This is a genomic window from Neobacillus sp. NRS-1170 (assembly GCF_050468025.1).
The window spans coordinates 13,747-28,372 of the sequence record NZ_JBITPF010000009.1; the positions used below are offsets into that span (position 1 = coordinate 13,747).

20 protein-coding genes are annotated in these 14,626 nt (G+C 35.9%); 11 read left to right on the forward strand and 9 right to left on the reverse strand.

Annotated features, from left to right (window positions below; translation table 11 throughout):
• Window positions 1-101 precede the first annotated feature (101 nt).
• Window positions 102-2,645 carry a PAS domain S-box protein gene (locus ACIFOT_RS02375; RefSeq protein ID WP_430061288.1) on the reverse strand — a complete coding sequence of 848 codons (2,544 nt, stop codon included), beginning with the start codon at window positions 2,643-2,645 and terminating at the stop codon, window positions 102-104.
• Between the two features lie 292 nt (window positions 2,646-2,937).
• Here ACIFOT_RS02375 and yhfH (ACIFOT_RS02380) point away from each other — a divergent pair, with 292 nt between their 5' ends.
• The 3 genes from yhfH (ACIFOT_RS02380) (at window position 2,938) to ACIFOT_RS02390 (ending at window position 3,666) form a co-directional block, all read left to right on the forward strand.
• A complete protein-coding gene (gene yhfH / locus ACIFOT_RS02380) occupies window positions 2,938-3,072 on the forward strand; it encodes a protein YhfH (RefSeq protein ID WP_090757656.1) in 135 nt (44 codons plus the stop codon).
• Between the two features lie 68 nt (window positions 3,073-3,140).
• Window positions 3,141-3,275, forward strand: coding sequence for a protein YhfH (gene yhfH, locus ACIFOT_RS02385; protein ID WP_430061290.1), 135 nt, complete (start codon window positions 3,141-3,143; stop codon window positions 3,273-3,275).
• A 205-nt stretch (window positions 3,276-3,480) separates the two neighbouring features.
• The gene (locus tag ACIFOT_RS02390) at window positions 3,481-3,666 is read left to right on the forward strand and encodes a hypothetical protein (protein WP_430061292.1); all 186 of its coding nucleotides are present in this window, start codon (window positions 3,481-3,483) and stop codon (window positions 3,664-3,666) included.
• A gap of 49 nt (window positions 3,667-3,715) precedes the next feature.
• Here ACIFOT_RS02390 and ACIFOT_RS02395 read toward each other — a convergent pair whose 3' ends face one another.
• A complete protein-coding gene (locus tag ACIFOT_RS02395; RefSeq protein WP_430061576.1) occupies window positions 3,716-3,901 on the reverse strand; it encodes a cold-inducible protein YdjO-related protein in 186 nt (61 codons plus the stop codon).
• Between the two features lie 85 nt (window positions 3,902-3,986).
• Here ACIFOT_RS02395 and ACIFOT_RS02400 point away from each other — a divergent pair, with 85 nt between their 5' ends.
• A complete protein-coding gene (locus ACIFOT_RS02400) occupies window positions 3,987-4,139 on the forward strand; it encodes a hypothetical protein (RefSeq protein ID WP_430061294.1) in 153 nt (50 codons plus the stop codon).
• Window positions 4,140-4,166: 27 nt separating this feature from the next.
• Here the strand turns inward: ACIFOT_RS02400 and ACIFOT_RS02405 are convergent, their stop codons facing one another.
• Both ACIFOT_RS02405 and ACIFOT_RS02410 read right to left on the reverse strand, forming a co-directional pair.
• On the reverse strand, window positions 4,167-5,009 hold the full coding sequence (locus ACIFOT_RS02405) for a formate/nitrite transporter family protein (RefSeq protein WP_430061296.1): 843 nt from the start codon (window positions 5,007-5,009) through the stop codon (window positions 4,167-4,169).
• Window positions 5,010-5,246: 237 nt separating this feature from the next.
• The gene (locus tag ACIFOT_RS02410; RefSeq protein WP_430061298.1) at window positions 5,247-7,172 is read right to left on the reverse strand and encodes an endonuclease MutS2; all 1,926 of its coding nucleotides are present in this window, start codon (window positions 7,170-7,172) and stop codon (window positions 5,247-5,249) included.
• Window positions 7,173-7,623: 451 nt separating this feature from the next.
• Here ACIFOT_RS02410 and ACIFOT_RS02415 point away from each other — a divergent pair, with 451 nt between their 5' ends.
• Window positions 7,624-8,226, forward strand: coding sequence for an SCO family protein (locus tag ACIFOT_RS02415; RefSeq protein ID WP_430061300.1), 603 nt, complete (start codon window positions 7,624-7,626; stop codon window positions 8,224-8,226).
• Between the two features lie 57 nt (window positions 8,227-8,283).
• Here the strand turns inward: ACIFOT_RS02415 and ACIFOT_RS02420 are convergent, their stop codons facing one another.
• A complete protein-coding gene (locus ACIFOT_RS02420) occupies window positions 8,284-8,418 on the reverse strand; it encodes a hypothetical protein (protein WP_430061302.1) in 135 nt (44 codons plus the stop codon).
• Between the two features lie 183 nt (window positions 8,419-8,601).
• On the opposite strand from ACIFOT_RS02420, the gene ACIFOT_RS02425 reads away from it, so the two are divergent.
• Complete coding sequence (locus ACIFOT_RS02425) at window positions 8,602-10,221, forward strand: ABC-F family ATP-binding cassette domain-containing protein (RefSeq protein WP_430061304.1); 1,620 nt, start codon at window positions 8,602-8,604, stop codon at window positions 10,219-10,221.
• Window positions 10,222-10,256: 35 nt separating this feature from the next.
• Here the strand turns inward: ACIFOT_RS02425 and ACIFOT_RS02430 are convergent, their stop codons facing one another.
• The gene (locus tag ACIFOT_RS02430) at window positions 10,257-10,397 is read right to left on the reverse strand and encodes a YuzL family protein (RefSeq protein WP_223595448.1); all 141 of its coding nucleotides are present in this window, start codon (window positions 10,395-10,397) and stop codon (window positions 10,257-10,259) included.
• Between the two features lie 101 nt (window positions 10,398-10,498).
• Here ACIFOT_RS02430 and ACIFOT_RS02435 point away from each other — a divergent pair, with 101 nt between their 5' ends.
• Entirely contained in the window at window positions 10,499-10,741 is a 243-nt protein-coding gene (locus tag ACIFOT_RS02435) for a YkuS family protein (RefSeq protein ID WP_223595446.1), read from the forward strand.
• A gap of 41 nt (window positions 10,742-10,782) precedes the next feature.
• On the opposite strand, the gene ACIFOT_RS02440 is transcribed toward ACIFOT_RS02435, so the two are convergent.
• Window positions 10,783-11,190 carry a hypothetical protein gene (locus tag ACIFOT_RS02440; protein WP_430061307.1) on the reverse strand — a complete coding sequence of 136 codons (408 nt, stop codon included), beginning with the start codon at window positions 11,188-11,190 and terminating at the stop codon, window positions 10,783-10,785.
• A gap of 91 nt (window positions 11,191-11,281) precedes the next feature.
• On the opposite strand from ACIFOT_RS02440, the gene ACIFOT_RS02445 reads away from it, so the two are divergent.
• Window positions 11,282-11,506 carry a hypothetical protein gene (locus tag ACIFOT_RS02445; RefSeq protein ID WP_430061309.1) on the forward strand — a complete coding sequence of 75 codons (225 nt, stop codon included), beginning with the start codon at window positions 11,282-11,284 and terminating at the stop codon, window positions 11,504-11,506.
• Here ACIFOT_RS02445 and ACIFOT_RS02450 read toward each other — a convergent pair.
• A complete protein-coding gene (locus tag ACIFOT_RS02450) occupies window positions 11,503-11,991 on the reverse strand; it encodes an Hsp20/alpha crystallin family protein (RefSeq protein WP_430061311.1) in 489 nt (162 codons plus the stop codon). The two genes, ACIFOT_RS02445 and ACIFOT_RS02450, sit on opposite strands and share 4 nt — an antisense overlap.
• Before the next feature lie 131 nt (window positions 11,992-12,122).
• On the opposite strand from ACIFOT_RS02450, the gene ACIFOT_RS02455 reads away from it, so the two are divergent.
• From ACIFOT_RS02455 to modB, 3 genes are all read left to right on the forward strand, one after another.
• A complete protein-coding gene (locus tag ACIFOT_RS02455) occupies window positions 12,123-12,380 on the forward strand; it encodes a hypothetical protein (protein ID WP_430061313.1) in 258 nt (85 codons plus the stop codon).
• Between the two features lie 6 nt (window positions 12,381-12,386).
• Window positions 12,387-12,620, forward strand: a complete 234-nt coding sequence (locus ACIFOT_RS02460; RefSeq protein ID WP_430061315.1) for a hypothetical protein — start codon at window positions 12,387-12,389, stop codon at window positions 12,618-12,620.
• 79 nt (window positions 12,621-12,699) lie between these two features.
• A complete protein-coding gene (gene modB, locus ACIFOT_RS02465; RefSeq protein ID WP_430061578.1) occupies window positions 12,700-13,356 on the forward strand; it encodes a molybdate ABC transporter permease subunit in 657 nt (218 codons plus the stop codon).
• A 42-nt stretch (window positions 13,357-13,398) separates the two neighbouring features.
• On the opposite strand, the gene ACIFOT_RS02470 is transcribed toward modB, so the two are convergent.
• Window positions 13,399-14,571 carry a D-alanyl-D-alanine carboxypeptidase family protein gene (locus ACIFOT_RS02470; protein WP_430061317.1) on the reverse strand — a complete coding sequence of 391 codons (1,173 nt, stop codon included), beginning with the start codon at window positions 14,569-14,571 and terminating at the stop codon, window positions 13,399-13,401.
• Window positions 14,572-14,626: the final 55 nt, after the last annotated feature.

The following is a 14,626-nucleotide window of genomic DNA, read 5'->3' on the forward strand; positions in this document are numbered from 1 at the left end:
TTTATCACGATTGTAGATTTCTTTTTTTCAAAAATATTGTACATTTTATGAATGACGAAAATGGGAATAAAAAAACGAGAGAATGGTTTCTCTCGTTTAGTTTAGGCTGTTTTAGCTGGCAATAAGATATTAAAGGTTGTTCCCTTGTTTAGTTCACTTTCAACAAAGACTTCGCCATTGTGGCTTTCAATAATTTTGAAGCTTACCATCAGCCCTAAACCATTGCCAGTTTTTTTGGTAGTGTAAAAAGGTTCACCAAGTTTGTTTAACTTATCCTTTGGAATCCCTACACCCGTATCCTGAATCGAAATCTGAACATTATTTTCATGTATCATCGTTTTTACGTGCAAATCACCGCCGTTTGGCATTGCTTCAATTCCATTCTTAATGAAATTTAAAAACACCTGCTTTAAACGGTTCTCATCACATTCAATTTGTATAATTTCTTGATTACAGTCAAAATCCAGACGGACATTTTTCTTTCTTGCCTCAAATTCAAGTAAGGAAACCACATTTTTAATAACTGGGACAACATTTTTTTCTTCTAATTCGACTGCCTTTGGTTTTGCCAAAACCATAAAATCCTCAACAATGGTATTTACCCTTTCAATTTCATCGAGAATAATGTTTAAAAACTCAAACCGCTCAGGATCCTTCTCATCTAACTGCAAAAATTCCGTATAGCCTTTCATAGAAGTCAGCGGGTTACGAATTTCATGTGCTACTCCTGCGGCTAATTGTCCCACAGCAGCCAGTTTATCCTGGCGATGAAGAACTTCTTCTGTTTTCTTTCTTTCTGTAATATCATTGCGGATCGCTAAATATTGATATGGCTTTCCTTGTTCATTTAAAAATGGAACAATCGTGGTATCCACCCAATAATACGTTCCATCCTTGGCTTTATTTCGAATTTCACCTTTCCAGACCTTCCCCTCACCAATGGTTTTCCAGAGGTTTTTGAAAAACTCCTTAGTATGCTGGCCAGAATTAAGTATTCTGTGATCTTTTCCGATTATCTCATCACGACTATATTTTGAAATCTCACAAAACTTATCATTGACACTAGTTATGATTCCACGTGAATCAGTAAACGCTACAATAGAAGATTGGTCAAGGGCAAATTTTATATCATTATTTTCTTTGATGGTTTCTTTTAAATGCTCCTCAGCACGTTTACGATCGGAAATATCTGTTCGAATGGCTACATATTGATATGGTTTTCCCTTGCTATTTAGAAATGGAACAATCGTGGTATCGACCCAGTAAAGTGTGCCATCTTTAGCACGATTGCAAATTTCTCCTTTCCATACCTTGCCTTGTCCGATGGTACTCCAAAGTTCCTTAAAGAAATCTTTTGAGTGATATCCGGAATTGAGAATTCGATGGTCCTCACCAATTAATTCTTCGCGGTTATACTGGGAAATCTCACAGAATTTTTCATTTACGGTGGTAATCCTTCCTTTTTCATCCGTAATGGCTACGATGGATGATTGGTCGAGGGCAAAGGTGATATCGCGAACTTCTTTGGTTGATTCTAAAAGACTCTTCTCCGCTAATTTGCGCTGTGTGATATCTGAACGAATCGCGATATATTGGACCGGCTTCCGCCGCCTATCTAAAAATGGAACAATGGTAGTATCCACCCAATAAAAGGAGCCATCCTTTGCTTTATTTCTTATTTCTCCGCGCCAAATTTCCCCTGATTGAATGGTCTTCCATAAGTCAGTAAAGAACTCTTTTGGATGATATCCAGAATTTAATATCCGATGGTTCTTACCAATTATTTCATCCCGGGAATACTTTGAAATTTCTTCAAATTTATCATTAACATAAATAATTGTTCCATATGGGTCTGTAATGGCAACAATAGCGGAAGCATCCAATGCTGATTTAATGTCCTTTAAATTTGTATCTGAGGCAGCTAGTTGTTTGCTGATCAAGGTGCTCGAGACAATTAGGCCGCCGATAATAAGGACGGATACAAATATCACCAAATAAATAAAAAAGGAGCTATCTTTAAAGGACCCATTTATTACTTTAGTTGTGGAGGCAATAATAGAAGATTTTTTTAACAAAATATTCCCTTCTGCAATGGCTCCAGATATGATAATAGCACTTACTGGTTTTAACCAGACTAGGTTTCCAAATGTATTGCTTTTTGGAGAAAAAAGAATCCATAAAGAAAATAAAAAGGAAGTAAAAATTAATATGCCTGAAAAAATAAATAAAAGTACATTATATTTAATCGTCACGTTCATTGCATAAATACCAATAACATGGATTGCGATTACAGCAAGTGCTAATAAAAAGCTCCCAATTATCAAATGGTAAAAATGGATTTTTCTACTAAAGAACGGGATAAAGGCCAACCCTGTAAAAGCTATGCCAATAAATATGGAAAGAATGGTTAACGGAATATGATAACTGGATAGCAAACTTGTATCAGATGCAATCAGCCCCATGAAATTCATAATCCATATTCCTACGCCCATGGAAATTGTCCCGCCAAGGAACAACAGCCGTTTATTTTGATCCGATGACCGGATTAAGGTAAACATGTCTAATGCTGTATATGAAGCCATTATGGTTAAACCAATCGCAATGATAAAAAAATAAGGGTGAAACGTTTCTGCCATTTCACTCATTAACTAGCTTCCCCCTTTATTCTAGTCTATTTCTACTATGATTGTAATGTAATCAAATCGGTTATGGAAGTCCTAATTCGTAGAAAACCCATAGTAAAATTTATTTTAACATTTTTCTCCTTTGTCATGATTTAAATCAATTCATTGGTAATCTCAACCGTGATAAAAGTCTTATTTTTAAAATAGTTAAAATTTTTCAAAAAAAGGTCTACACATTTTCTGATTTTTTGTTTATACTGTACTATAACAAAGGGAACAAAAATAAACTGTATTAATAAAGGAGGAGTTTTAAATGTTAATGAATCCAGTAGAGTTTTTCCGTACGTTACCTAAAAAGGAATGTCCAGAATGCGGCCAGCATATGGAGGAGCAAGCTGAATCTTACTTAATGGAATGTGATCGTTGTTTGTCAAAAAGAGAAGAATAAATTTTTGCCCTTTCTGTACTATAACAAATAATAAATTCATATCTGTATTATCAAAGGAGGAGTTTAATATGTTAATGAGCCCGGTTGAATTTTTTCGTAATTTGCCCAAAAAACAATGTCCAGAATGCGGCCAGCATATGGAGGAGCAAGCTGAATCTTATTTAATGGAATGCGATCACTGTTTATCTAAAAAAGAGGAATAAAATGAAAACTCTCCTGAGAAGGAGAGTTTTTTATTTTCAAGCAATGTAATGGCCTTGTTAATTTTAAAACTGTTGATTGGAGCGGAAGGCGCGAATCAACAACTAAGTTAACAGAGCAGTTTTCAAAAAATTCCTTTTTAAAAAGAATTAAGTAAGCATAATCCTTTTTTAAGAAGCAAAACCTGTTCATAAGGAGTTGATTCGAATGGCGAAAAAAGAAGATTACCTATCGACTGCACCAAAAGAAAAACTCATTACTGTTAATACAGGTGCGGTTTTTCCTAACTTAAAAAATGTCCCCGGAGACTCAGTTGACGAGCATGAGGCACTTGAGGAAGCAAATACCATTATTGCAGAAGGTGAAATTGGCCAGCAAAACGAAAATCTATAATAAAAAAAGGACTGTCCGATAACAGACAGTCTTTTTAAAAACACATGTATTATATTTTAGGAAGCTCACGAATTTCCTGTGCCATATGATTGCCACACATTGGACAAAGTAAATCGTCTGTAACAAAATCCTTTCTCATCCAGCCAATACATGAATCATCCATACAGGAATAAACTTCGGTATCCACTAGAATTGTCTCAATTTCTTCGTCTTTTGCCCGTTTGCCATAAAAAATTGGAACCGCCTCCTTTTTTTATAGTATGTCCTAAAAAATACCTTTCATTTCGAGAAATTTTTTTGCTAAAGGAGAATAAAACAATATGAAGTTGAACTCAAAACGATTTACGGTTGCAGGTACAGATATTGAAGAAGTAAAGAGGTTAAATGAACAGTCAGGTTTAAGCTACAATGAAGTAAAGCAGTTATTGGCTGAACAATACATCAAGAATATCAATAAAGGAATAAGAATTTAATAACGAAAGCCTTCCTGAACTGGAAGGCTATGCTTTTGCCTTTTTTAAATATGAAGGTTTTACTGTTCCTTTTTTCGTAAGTTTTAGATGCTGTTTTTGATTTGAAGTCGTAGATAAAAACACATAGGTGCCACCTACAAACAGCCCTCCGCCGATAATATTTCCAATGGTAACAGGAATTAAATTATGAAATGCGCCTGCAAGGGTTATCGTATCTGGATGCGGCAGGATTAAGGCAAGTGAAAACGTCACCATATTGGCCACACTATGCTCGAATCCAGAAGCAACAAAGGCAAACACCAACAGCATCATAACAGCTATTTTGCCTCCATCTCCTTTCACGTGCATAGGGATCCAAACAGCTAAACAAACAACCCAGTTACAAAGGATGGCTCGAAAAAATAACTCCATCGTTGAATATTCCATTTTATGAGCCGCTGTTTCCATTAAAAGCTGACTATTATCCAGCGTTGAAAAAATCCCGGAATACAACACTAGCAGGGCGAAAAAAACAGCACCTATGAGATTTCCGGTATAGCATGCAATCCAATTTTGGAGTGTATCCTTCCATGAAGTTTGTTTATTTAATGTACTCACTGTGAAATACATAGTATTACCGGTAAATAATTCGGAACCGCCATAAATAATTAAAACCAGGGCGATTCCAAAAAAGATGGAAGTCATCAATGATGCCACTGGTGAGTGAATATCAAAAAAACCTTCTCCCAACCGAAATGATAACATAATGCCAAATCCAATATAAATGCCAGACAGAGCTGCTCTTATTAAATACTTAATGACCGATTCATCAAGTATTTTTTTCTTTTTTAATGCAAGACTAATCACTTGTTCCATTGGTTGAAGTTCCATAAGAAAGACTCCTTCTGATTGTGAATTAATTCACATATAATTTATATAAACATCATAAACCTCCATTTCCCTTTTGTTAATAAGTAAACCTTGAACGATATTTGACAGTTTATAAAGCGATTTCAACCCAATGCTGTTGATTTGTGTTCCAAATAACATAGGTCAAAATCAATATTAGCCTTTAATATAGCCAAATGAAAAAAGCTAGAACTTTATACAAAGTCCTAGCAAAATTTGTTATTCCGTATGATCGATAATAATTTTTTCCTCGTGCCTTTTCGAAAGAATTTTACTTTTTTTCCTGTTCTCTTTTGATTGAAAAATAATATCAAAGTCATAATCCTCTGGATATAGTTCACTTGCTGCAATATAAAGAGTTAACCTTTTGTGGTTTACTGACACTTTTTCCCCTTTAATTTGTACTACATAATTCCCTTGTGAATCTGGCCCCTGATAAACGATACCAAATTCATTAGCAGGTGAAACCTTGACATTGTCACCCTGTTGATATTTTGGAATTTGCAATTCTGTTCTGCTGGCTTTTTTTTGGTTCTGATATTTATTGATAATTACCTGTTTCTCGATTTCCTTCAGTTTCCATGGATCTGTTATGGCAGTTGTATAATTTTTTTCTTCCTTATAGGTAATCCTATGTGCCTTTTCAATTATTTTCGGATGAATGCCAAGCTTTAAAGCAATCGCAAACGCCTGGCTTTCCCCTCCCCTGCCAATATTTAAGCGATATGTTGGACTAAGTGTGTTTAAGTCAAACTCCATTGACCCATTAATAAAACCATGGTGATTTTCAGCAAATTCCTTAATTTCACTATAGTGAGTGGTTGCGAGGATGATAGCCCCTTTTTCATAAAGAGTTTCCAAAATCGCCGTGGCCAGGCCCATTCCTTCCCCTGGGTCTGTACCTGAACCTAGTTCATCTAATAGTGCCAGGGTTCTGTTATTTGTCTCTTTAAGGATGTTAATAATATTTACGATTCTTGAACTAAAGGTGCTCAAATTTTCGGAAATGCTCTGACCGTCCCCAATATCTACTAAAATCCTTTCAAAGATACATATTTTACTTCCTTCCGCTGCTGGAATATGGAGACCACATTGTACCATTAAGGTTAAAAGGCCTACAGTTTTAATTGTAACCGTTTTTCCTCCAGTATTAGGACCAGTAATCACTAATGCTTTTTGACTTTGCCCTAATCTAAACGATAATGGCACTGCCTTATCACCTAATAAAGGATGTTTTGCATCAATGATCTCAATTTCTTCTAAATCATTAACTTCCACTTTGACCGCATTAATTGAACGGCAGTACTTGGCCTTGGCGAATAAAAAGTCGTAATGCACCATGATTTCGATTGCAAGGTGGATTTGCTGCTCTTTTTCTTCGACTAATCCCGTTAAGAAATACAACACTTTTTGCACTTCTATCTCTTCATCAGCTTGCAGCCATGTCAGCTGATCCTGAAAAACAGCCATTTCTTCAGGTTCAATAAAAAGCGTGGAACCCGATGCTGATGTATCAAGCACCGTGCCTTTTATTTTATTCCGGTATTCCTTCTTAATAGGTATGACATATCTTCCATTTCGCTGACTGATTACATTTTCTTGCAAATAAGTTTTATATTTATTTGAGCGGATCAACTGCATGCTTTTTTCTTTAAGCCGTTCCTCGTGAATGGCCATTTGTTTTCTAATTTTTAGCAGATCTTTAGTTGCATAGTCATCAACTCTTCCATTTCGGATGCAGCGAATAATCTCGCTTGCCAGCTCTGGCAATTCATCGATTGTATCGACATAGGCGGAAACCCTTGGTGCATAAAATTCCTTATCCTTCATGTATCTTTTCATTTTGCCGCAGCAATCCAAAAAATCATACAGCTTTGATAGTTGATCAGGCCTTAAGGCGGCACCTTTATTCAAATTCTTTACTAGCGCATCCATTCCATACATCCCAGAAATGGGTACACTGGAACTCTTCTTTAAAATGTGAACAGCTTCGGAAACTTCATCAAGCCAAGCCTCTATTTGGTTTTTATTTGTTGAAGGTGACAGCTGCAGAATTTTTTCTTTTCCTTCTTTTGTTAACGCATACTGTGCAATCGTTTCTTTTATTTGTTGAAATTCTAACGTTTGAAAAGTATGTTGATTCAATTTTGTTGCCTCCTTTGTAATAAAAAAAAGCCGCAATGAACAATGTCATTGCGGCTGAAAAAAACGAGTTTAAAATACTCATTTTTTTATACAAAATTTATCCAAAATAAAAACTGTCTACAAGAGTGTACACAGCATCATTGGTAAAAGATGTATGCGTATGTTTGCCCATTGTTCTTAACTTCATTCCAACCATACTTAAATAAGCCTTCTCTGTACATAAAAAACAGACAAGCGCCATGGAATGAAAATATCCAATTGATTGGATTAGTTAAGAACGACACCTAACATAAAACATACTCCTTCTAAATTAAAAATTATAATTCAACTTTAGAATACGATATTTGGAATAGATTGTCAACAAATGTTCGGCAAAATAGGCTTTTGTTCACAAATTATCCATATCATTTTTCCGTGAACTTCTTTATCCTTTTGATAGGAGGGATTCAAAATGAAAAAGATTTATCTTATTTGCAGTCTAGCGGTGTTCCTTGGTATTACTGCGGGAATATCGTTTTTTCTAATACGCGATGCAAACGCTAAAATACCAGCAAATGTGACCCTAATTAACCAAAATAAAGAAAACTATAATTTTGGCAAGGATCAAACGAAATTAAAACTTGTTGAATTCATCTACACTCATTGTCCTGATATCTGCCCAACAACGACGCAAAAAATGGTGGGCTTAAAAAACGATTTAGTAAAAAGCGGTGTATTTGGCAAGGATATCGAATTTATCACCATCACAATTGACCCATATCGTGACACACCTGAAATCTTAAAAGGTTATATGAAGGGTTTTGAAATTAATAATGATGACAGCTGGCAGTTCTTAACTGGAGATAAACAAAAAATAAAAGAAGAACAGCAAAAAATAAAGCAGGTCACGGGGGCACTACAATTTCAATATAAAGACCCAGGGAATGGCCAATTCATTCATTCAACCTTTACCTATTTAGTAGATGAAAACAATACATTTATTGAAAAATTTCCGATGGGAAAAGAATTTAATAAAAAAGAAGTATACGAAAAAATCATGGATGAAATAAAGTAATAAAAAAAGCGGTTAATCCTTGAGGGATTAATCGCTTTTTATTACCTATTTTCCTATTTAATTCACGGATGAAGGAAATTTTTTAATTTGCTGTAAAGATAAAAGGTAATTTGACTTTGGTTTTGTTAAACTCGCTTTTATTCCTGCTTTTTTTAATTTGTTAACGAGATCAGTAAGCTGTTTTTTTGCCATACTTATCACCTTCTTTAATACTTCTTAAACCAATTCTACAACAAATTTATGAATAAAGTGTGAAAACGGGGAAAATTTTTTAGAAAATTTTTCTTACCCATCATTTCATTCCAATAGAATTCGCCCTTCCCTTGTTTTAATGATATAATTAATAGATATTTTGTTTTGGAGGATGTTTTAAATATGATTACTGTAAGTAACGTAAGTTTGAGATATGGTGACCGGAAGTTATTTGAAGATGTGAATATTAAATTCACTCCTGGTAATTGTTATGGTTTAATCGGAGCAAATGGTGCCGGTAAATCTACTTTCTTGAAAATTTTATCAGGTGAGATTGAAGCACAAACTGGAACTGTTCAATTAGGCCCTAATGAACGGATGGCCGTTTTGAAACAGAACCATTTTGAATACGAAGAATTCGAAGTTTTAAAGACCGTTATTATGGGTCATACAAGACTTTACCAAGTCATGCAGGAAAAAGACGCCATTTATATGAAAGAAAACTTCACCGATGAAGACGGCATGAAAGCTGCTGAACTTGAAGGTGAATTTGCCGAATTAAACGGATGGGAAGCCGAACCAGAGGCTGCTATTCTTTTAAAAGGGCTCGGAATCGGCGAAGATCTTCATTATAAAAAAATGGCCGATTTGACAGGGTCTGAAAAAGTTAAGGTCCTGCTTGCCCAGGCATTATTCGGCCGCCCTGATGTCTTACTTTTGGACGAGCCGACCAACCACTTGGATATCAAAGCGATACAATGGCTGGAAGATTTCTTAATTAACTTTGAAAACACTGTTATAGTCGTATCCCATGATCGTCATTTTCTAAATAAAGTTTGTACCCATATTGCGGATTTAGACTTTAGTAAAATTCAAATTTATGTTGGGAACTATGACTTCTGGTATGAATCAAGCCAGTTAGCATCAAGAATGGCATCTGATGCCAATAAGAAGAAAGAAGAAAAAATTAAAGAACTACAAAGTTTTATTGCCCGGTTTAGTGCAAATGCCTCTAAATCGAAGCAGGCAACGTCCCGTAAAAAACTCTTAGAAAAGATTACATTAGATGATATCAGACCATCATCCCGCCGCTACCCATTCGTTGGGTTTACACCAGATCGTGAAGTTGGGAATGATTTATTAAGAGTTGAAGGGTTAACAAAAACCATAGATGGTGTAAAGGTGCTTGATAATATCAGTTTCTTTATGAATAAAGGCGATAAAATAGCACTTGTTGGCACAAACGAAATCGCTAAAACGACGCTTTTTAAAATATTAATGGGCGAAATGGAAGCGGACAGCGGCACTTTTAAGTGGGGAATCACGACATCACAAGCTTATTTTCCGAAGGATAACTCGGAGTATTTTGAAAACAGTGATTTAACCCTTGTTGATTGGCTTCGTCAATTCTCTCCAAAGGATGACAGTGAAAGCTTTTTACGTGGATTCTTAGGAAGAATGCTATTCTCTGGTGAGGAAGTACTAAAAAAAGCAAGTGTCCTTTCTGGAGGAGAAAAAGTTCGCTGTATGCTTTCAAAAATGATGCTAAATGGAGCCAATGTGCTGCTATTAGATGAGCCGACAAACCATCTGGATTTGGAATCAATCACAGCTCTTAACAATGGATTAATCAACTTTAAAGGGTCTATGCTGTTTTCTTCCCATGACCACCAGTTTATACAAACGATTGCAAATCGTATTTTTGAATTAACACCTAATGGATTAGTTGATAAGCAAATGTCTTATGATGAATACCTAGAAAACGATGAAATTCAGAAACAAGTAGCAGAAATGTATAAATAATAATAGAAGGCACCATGAAATGGTGCCTTTTTCATTTACATTCTTTTCTGCTTTCTTCTTGAGGAAGGCTCTGCTCTTGAGCCTGTTTCAGTCATTGTTGTTCCTTGCCCTTCTACCTGTGGTGAGTTAAGTCCAATTGTAGACGGATCTGCTTTCTTCTTACTTCGTTTACCCACTTGAAACACCTCCCATTTTAGCTTTTGGAAGATTATCGCAACTTATGCGGAATATTTCTTTGAAACTTAGACATGATAATTTACAGGAGGAGGTGTTTAGAATGGCAAAAGTTGGAGTTGAACAATCTCTTACAAATATTTCACAGGCTCTTCGGGAAAAAGGATATGATGTTGTGGATTTAAAGCAGGAGTCGGATGCTCAAAACTGTGATTGCTGTGTCGTTTCCGGCCTTGATTCTAACGTAATGGGAATGCAGGATACGACAACAAAAGCGTCTGTTATTGATGCGAACGGCTTGTCTGCTGATGAGGTATGCCAGCAAGTTGAAAGCAGACTGCAATAATTTTTTTGAAAGACTAAAGGTTACAACTTTAGTCTTTTTTCTTACACTTCTTTTTTCGCATGTATATTAACCCGCGGGCTCTGTTCCGTTGAAGATTTTTTTAATTCTCCCGGCTTTTCTCCTCCTTCTTCGTCGGTTAACGCAGGAGTAAATTCACTTCCATATGTAGCTCCAATATTCAGTTTTCCCTTTAACTCTTTGATTCCAAGCTGTCCAAAATTATTATTTAACTCATATTTATCCAAAATGATTTTTTCTATATTTATTTTTTCAATAATAATAGGCGCCTCTTGGCTTTTTCCTTTTAATTCAGCTGGAATTTGTTCTTGAATTGTTTGCAGCGATTTTTTCAATTCTTCCAAATTCATTTCTAAGAAGAGTAATTTTTTCTTTAATTGCTTTTCGTAATCATTTTTACCGAATATATGGAATAAATCTTTTAATGACATGCTCACAAACGCTCCCTTACTTCCTGCCTTACTCTTAAGTATATGGGGAAATCAACTTAACATGTCCAAACTAAAAAGGAGGATGCAAAAAATGTTCTTTATTCCAACAGTAGATAATCTTGGGGTCATAAAAATCACAGGAATTGGCCTAGGCTCAACCTTTACCATTGGAAGTGCACAATTGATTTCACGGAAGAATACGAACAAGAAAAACCAAGGATTCGGGCAGCAATTAGCTGACTTTTCTACCATTTCTGTACCAATTTCTACAGTTGAGGATGCTGATATTCTAGACGCAATTGTCATTAACGGCTAGTCTATGGGTATGATTTCACCTTTTTCAATGATTCGCTGATAACCTACAAATAATAACCCATTCCAAAATTTTGCACTTAGTTGATTAGGGGCAATGGTATCTGGCAAGGTAATCTGCCTAAGAAAGTCACCATAAAATCTTTCTGTATATGTCTTTTTTAAATGCGGATGGAGTGGTGATGCGTTGCCTTTTATAGTTAAAATATTTCCGTTAAGCCCTAATTCAATATTTTCTTTCGGGACACCGGGGAGTTCGATCAACACAATAACTTCACTTTCACCTTCTAAAATATCAATGATAGGATAGGTGCGAAGCTTTTCCTCCTGTCCCGTTTTCCTATTTACTCCATCACTAGGGGAATTAAATTGCTGGTCGCTCATCATAAATTGTTTTGTAAATTCCTGATCAAAAATATTGGTCCAGAAATCCCCGCCATGCATATTCTTGGCAAGCTCCATCCATTGTTTCAATTTATCCATTTCCATCTAGCCACACCCCCTTCATGCTTATTTCCATCATACTACTTATCTCTAGAAATTAATCCAACTTTTCTTTATACCTCATAAAGATTTCGAAACCGCATATATTTATAAGCAAGTATAAGGAGGGAGATAAAATGCCAGCTCCAGTTCCATATATTAATATAAATATATTCATGATTAAAATTAATTCCTTTGAAAATGCTTCTGCCGTAAATATTGGGCAAAACCTTTTAGCCGAGTGGCATAATTCTGATAAAAAAAATCAGGGCTTCGGACAGAATTTTGGTGATCGTAGTGATTTTGTGGCAACTAGAAGTTTTGTGGATGATAAGGATCAAATTGACTCCCCAACCTCCTTCGACTCTCAACCAATCAATACTGTAAAGGAGTGATCTTTCTTGTTATTTGCCCCAATGGTTGTCAATTTACTTGGTTTCAAAGTCAATATTATCGATCAGGGGTCTAATATCATCATGGGTCCCAATCAACAGTTCGATTTATTTGTTTCAACAAAACGGAATCAGGGATTTGGAGAATTGAACGGGGACCTTTCGACTGTCAATATCCCAATTCAGGCGGTTACAGACCCAGATGTCATTGATAGTGCCTCTGTAAAAACCAGTATTGTTTAAACCATGACTCAAAAACTGCCGCCTGGCAGTTTTTTTGCTATAATGGTTAAGAGCTTAAAGTATTGGATGGATAAACTTGATACATAATGAATTTTGGCCTCCTATTTTATTGTCGCTTAAAGTGGCTTCCCTTTCTGTTATTTTAGTATTAATTTCCGGTACCCTTATTGGCAGACTGTTAACCAAAACTAATTTCAAAGGAAAAGTATTTGTAGAAACTTTTCTTTTACTGCCTATTGTTTTGCCGCCTACCGTAATAGGCTTTTTATTAATTTATTTCTTCGGCAGGAATAGTCCTGCCGGTATATTGATTGAGGAATTATTCCAAAGCACCATCATGTTTACCCCTTGGGCTGCGGTAATTGCGTCAACGATTGTCGCCTTTCCGCTGATGTACCAAACGGTTAAAACAGGTTTTCAATCTGTTGACAAAGATATTGAACAAGCTGCACGGGTTGATGGTGCGAACGAATGGAATGTCTTTTTACTCGTCAGCCTTCCTTTATCAACAAAATCAATCATTACCGGTATCATTTTAAGCTTTGCAAGAGCGCTTGGAGAATTTGGTGCAACTTTAATGTTTGCTGGTAATATTCCTGGTAAAACACAAACCGCCCCCACCGCAATTTATATTGCCATGGAATCTGGAAACATGAAATTAGCCTGGTTTTTAGTCATTGCAATGGTGCTGCTCTCCTTTTTGATGTTATTAGCCACAAACTTTACCCAAAAATAAAGCGATGGAGAGGTACCTTCTCTCCATCGCTTTATTTATGAATTATATTTTTTTCGTGAATTTTTTCGGCATGCTAATATATAGCACAGAAATCCCAAGTATTATAACTCCCATAATAGCATTAAGCTCCGTTAGTTGCTTATTGTGTGCTTTTTGAGCTTTAGTGGATGGCGCAGGTGAATCGGTTTTCTTTGAAACAGTTTTTGGCTCCTTATAATGAAGAGGAACCTCCTGTACCATTTGCCCTTTTGTATTTTTTATTAACAAGATTCCGTTTTGAGCTACTTCCTTTGTTGCCCCTTTTACATCTTCTGTAATGACCGTATCTTTATCAAGGTAATATTGTTTCTGATCTTTTTGATAGATTTCCCCTTGTTTGAGAATAGCGTTTTGAAAGTGTTTAAATCCAAAATCAAACAAAGCTGCAGTATCTTTATATTTATCATTTTTAAATTCTGATTTCAGAACGACAGCCGTTAATTTAATTTTGCCATTATCAGCTGTTGTGGCCAAGGTCTGCTTGGATTCAGTGGTAAAACCTGTTTTTCCGCCAGTAATTCCAGGATAAGGGAGTTCCCCCTTTAGTATGCGGTGATGTGTAACGAGCTTGGTACTCCAAGCTTGTCCCACCCACATGAGTTCTTTTGTGCCAAAGATTTCTTTAAATATTGGGTTTTTCATTGCATAATTTGTGATGAGTGCCATATCCATTGCGGTCGTGTAATGGTTCTCGTCAAACAATCCATTTGGATTCGTAAAATGAGTATTTTTTACACCAATAGTAGTATTTAAATATTGATTGATATTTTCTGCAAAATGCTGAACACTTCCATCTAAGAGTTCAGCAATGGCAACTGCTGCATCGTTTCCAGAGTTAATCAGCATTCCTTGAATAAGCTTCTTTAAGGGGACTTGTTCCCCCTCTACCAGATAGACCCTTGTACCATCTTGTCTGACTGCATTGGCGCTGACTGTTGCAATACTGTTTATATCCCCTTTTTCAATCGCATAGATGGCAGTTGCAATTTTAGTAACGCTTGCAGGATACATTTTTTGTTCGGCATTTTTCGAATATAAAACGGCACCTGTCTCAGAATCCAACAGGCAGGCAGCCTCACTTTTAATTTCTAATGGAGGTTCCTCTGCTGCAAAGGCTTTCATTTGCCACGAGAGTACAACAAGGAAAACTATGAAATAAGTAAATATCTTTTTCAAAACAAAACACCCTAACTTAAACTATTTCCTATTTGATTTTATCAGATTCTTTTTA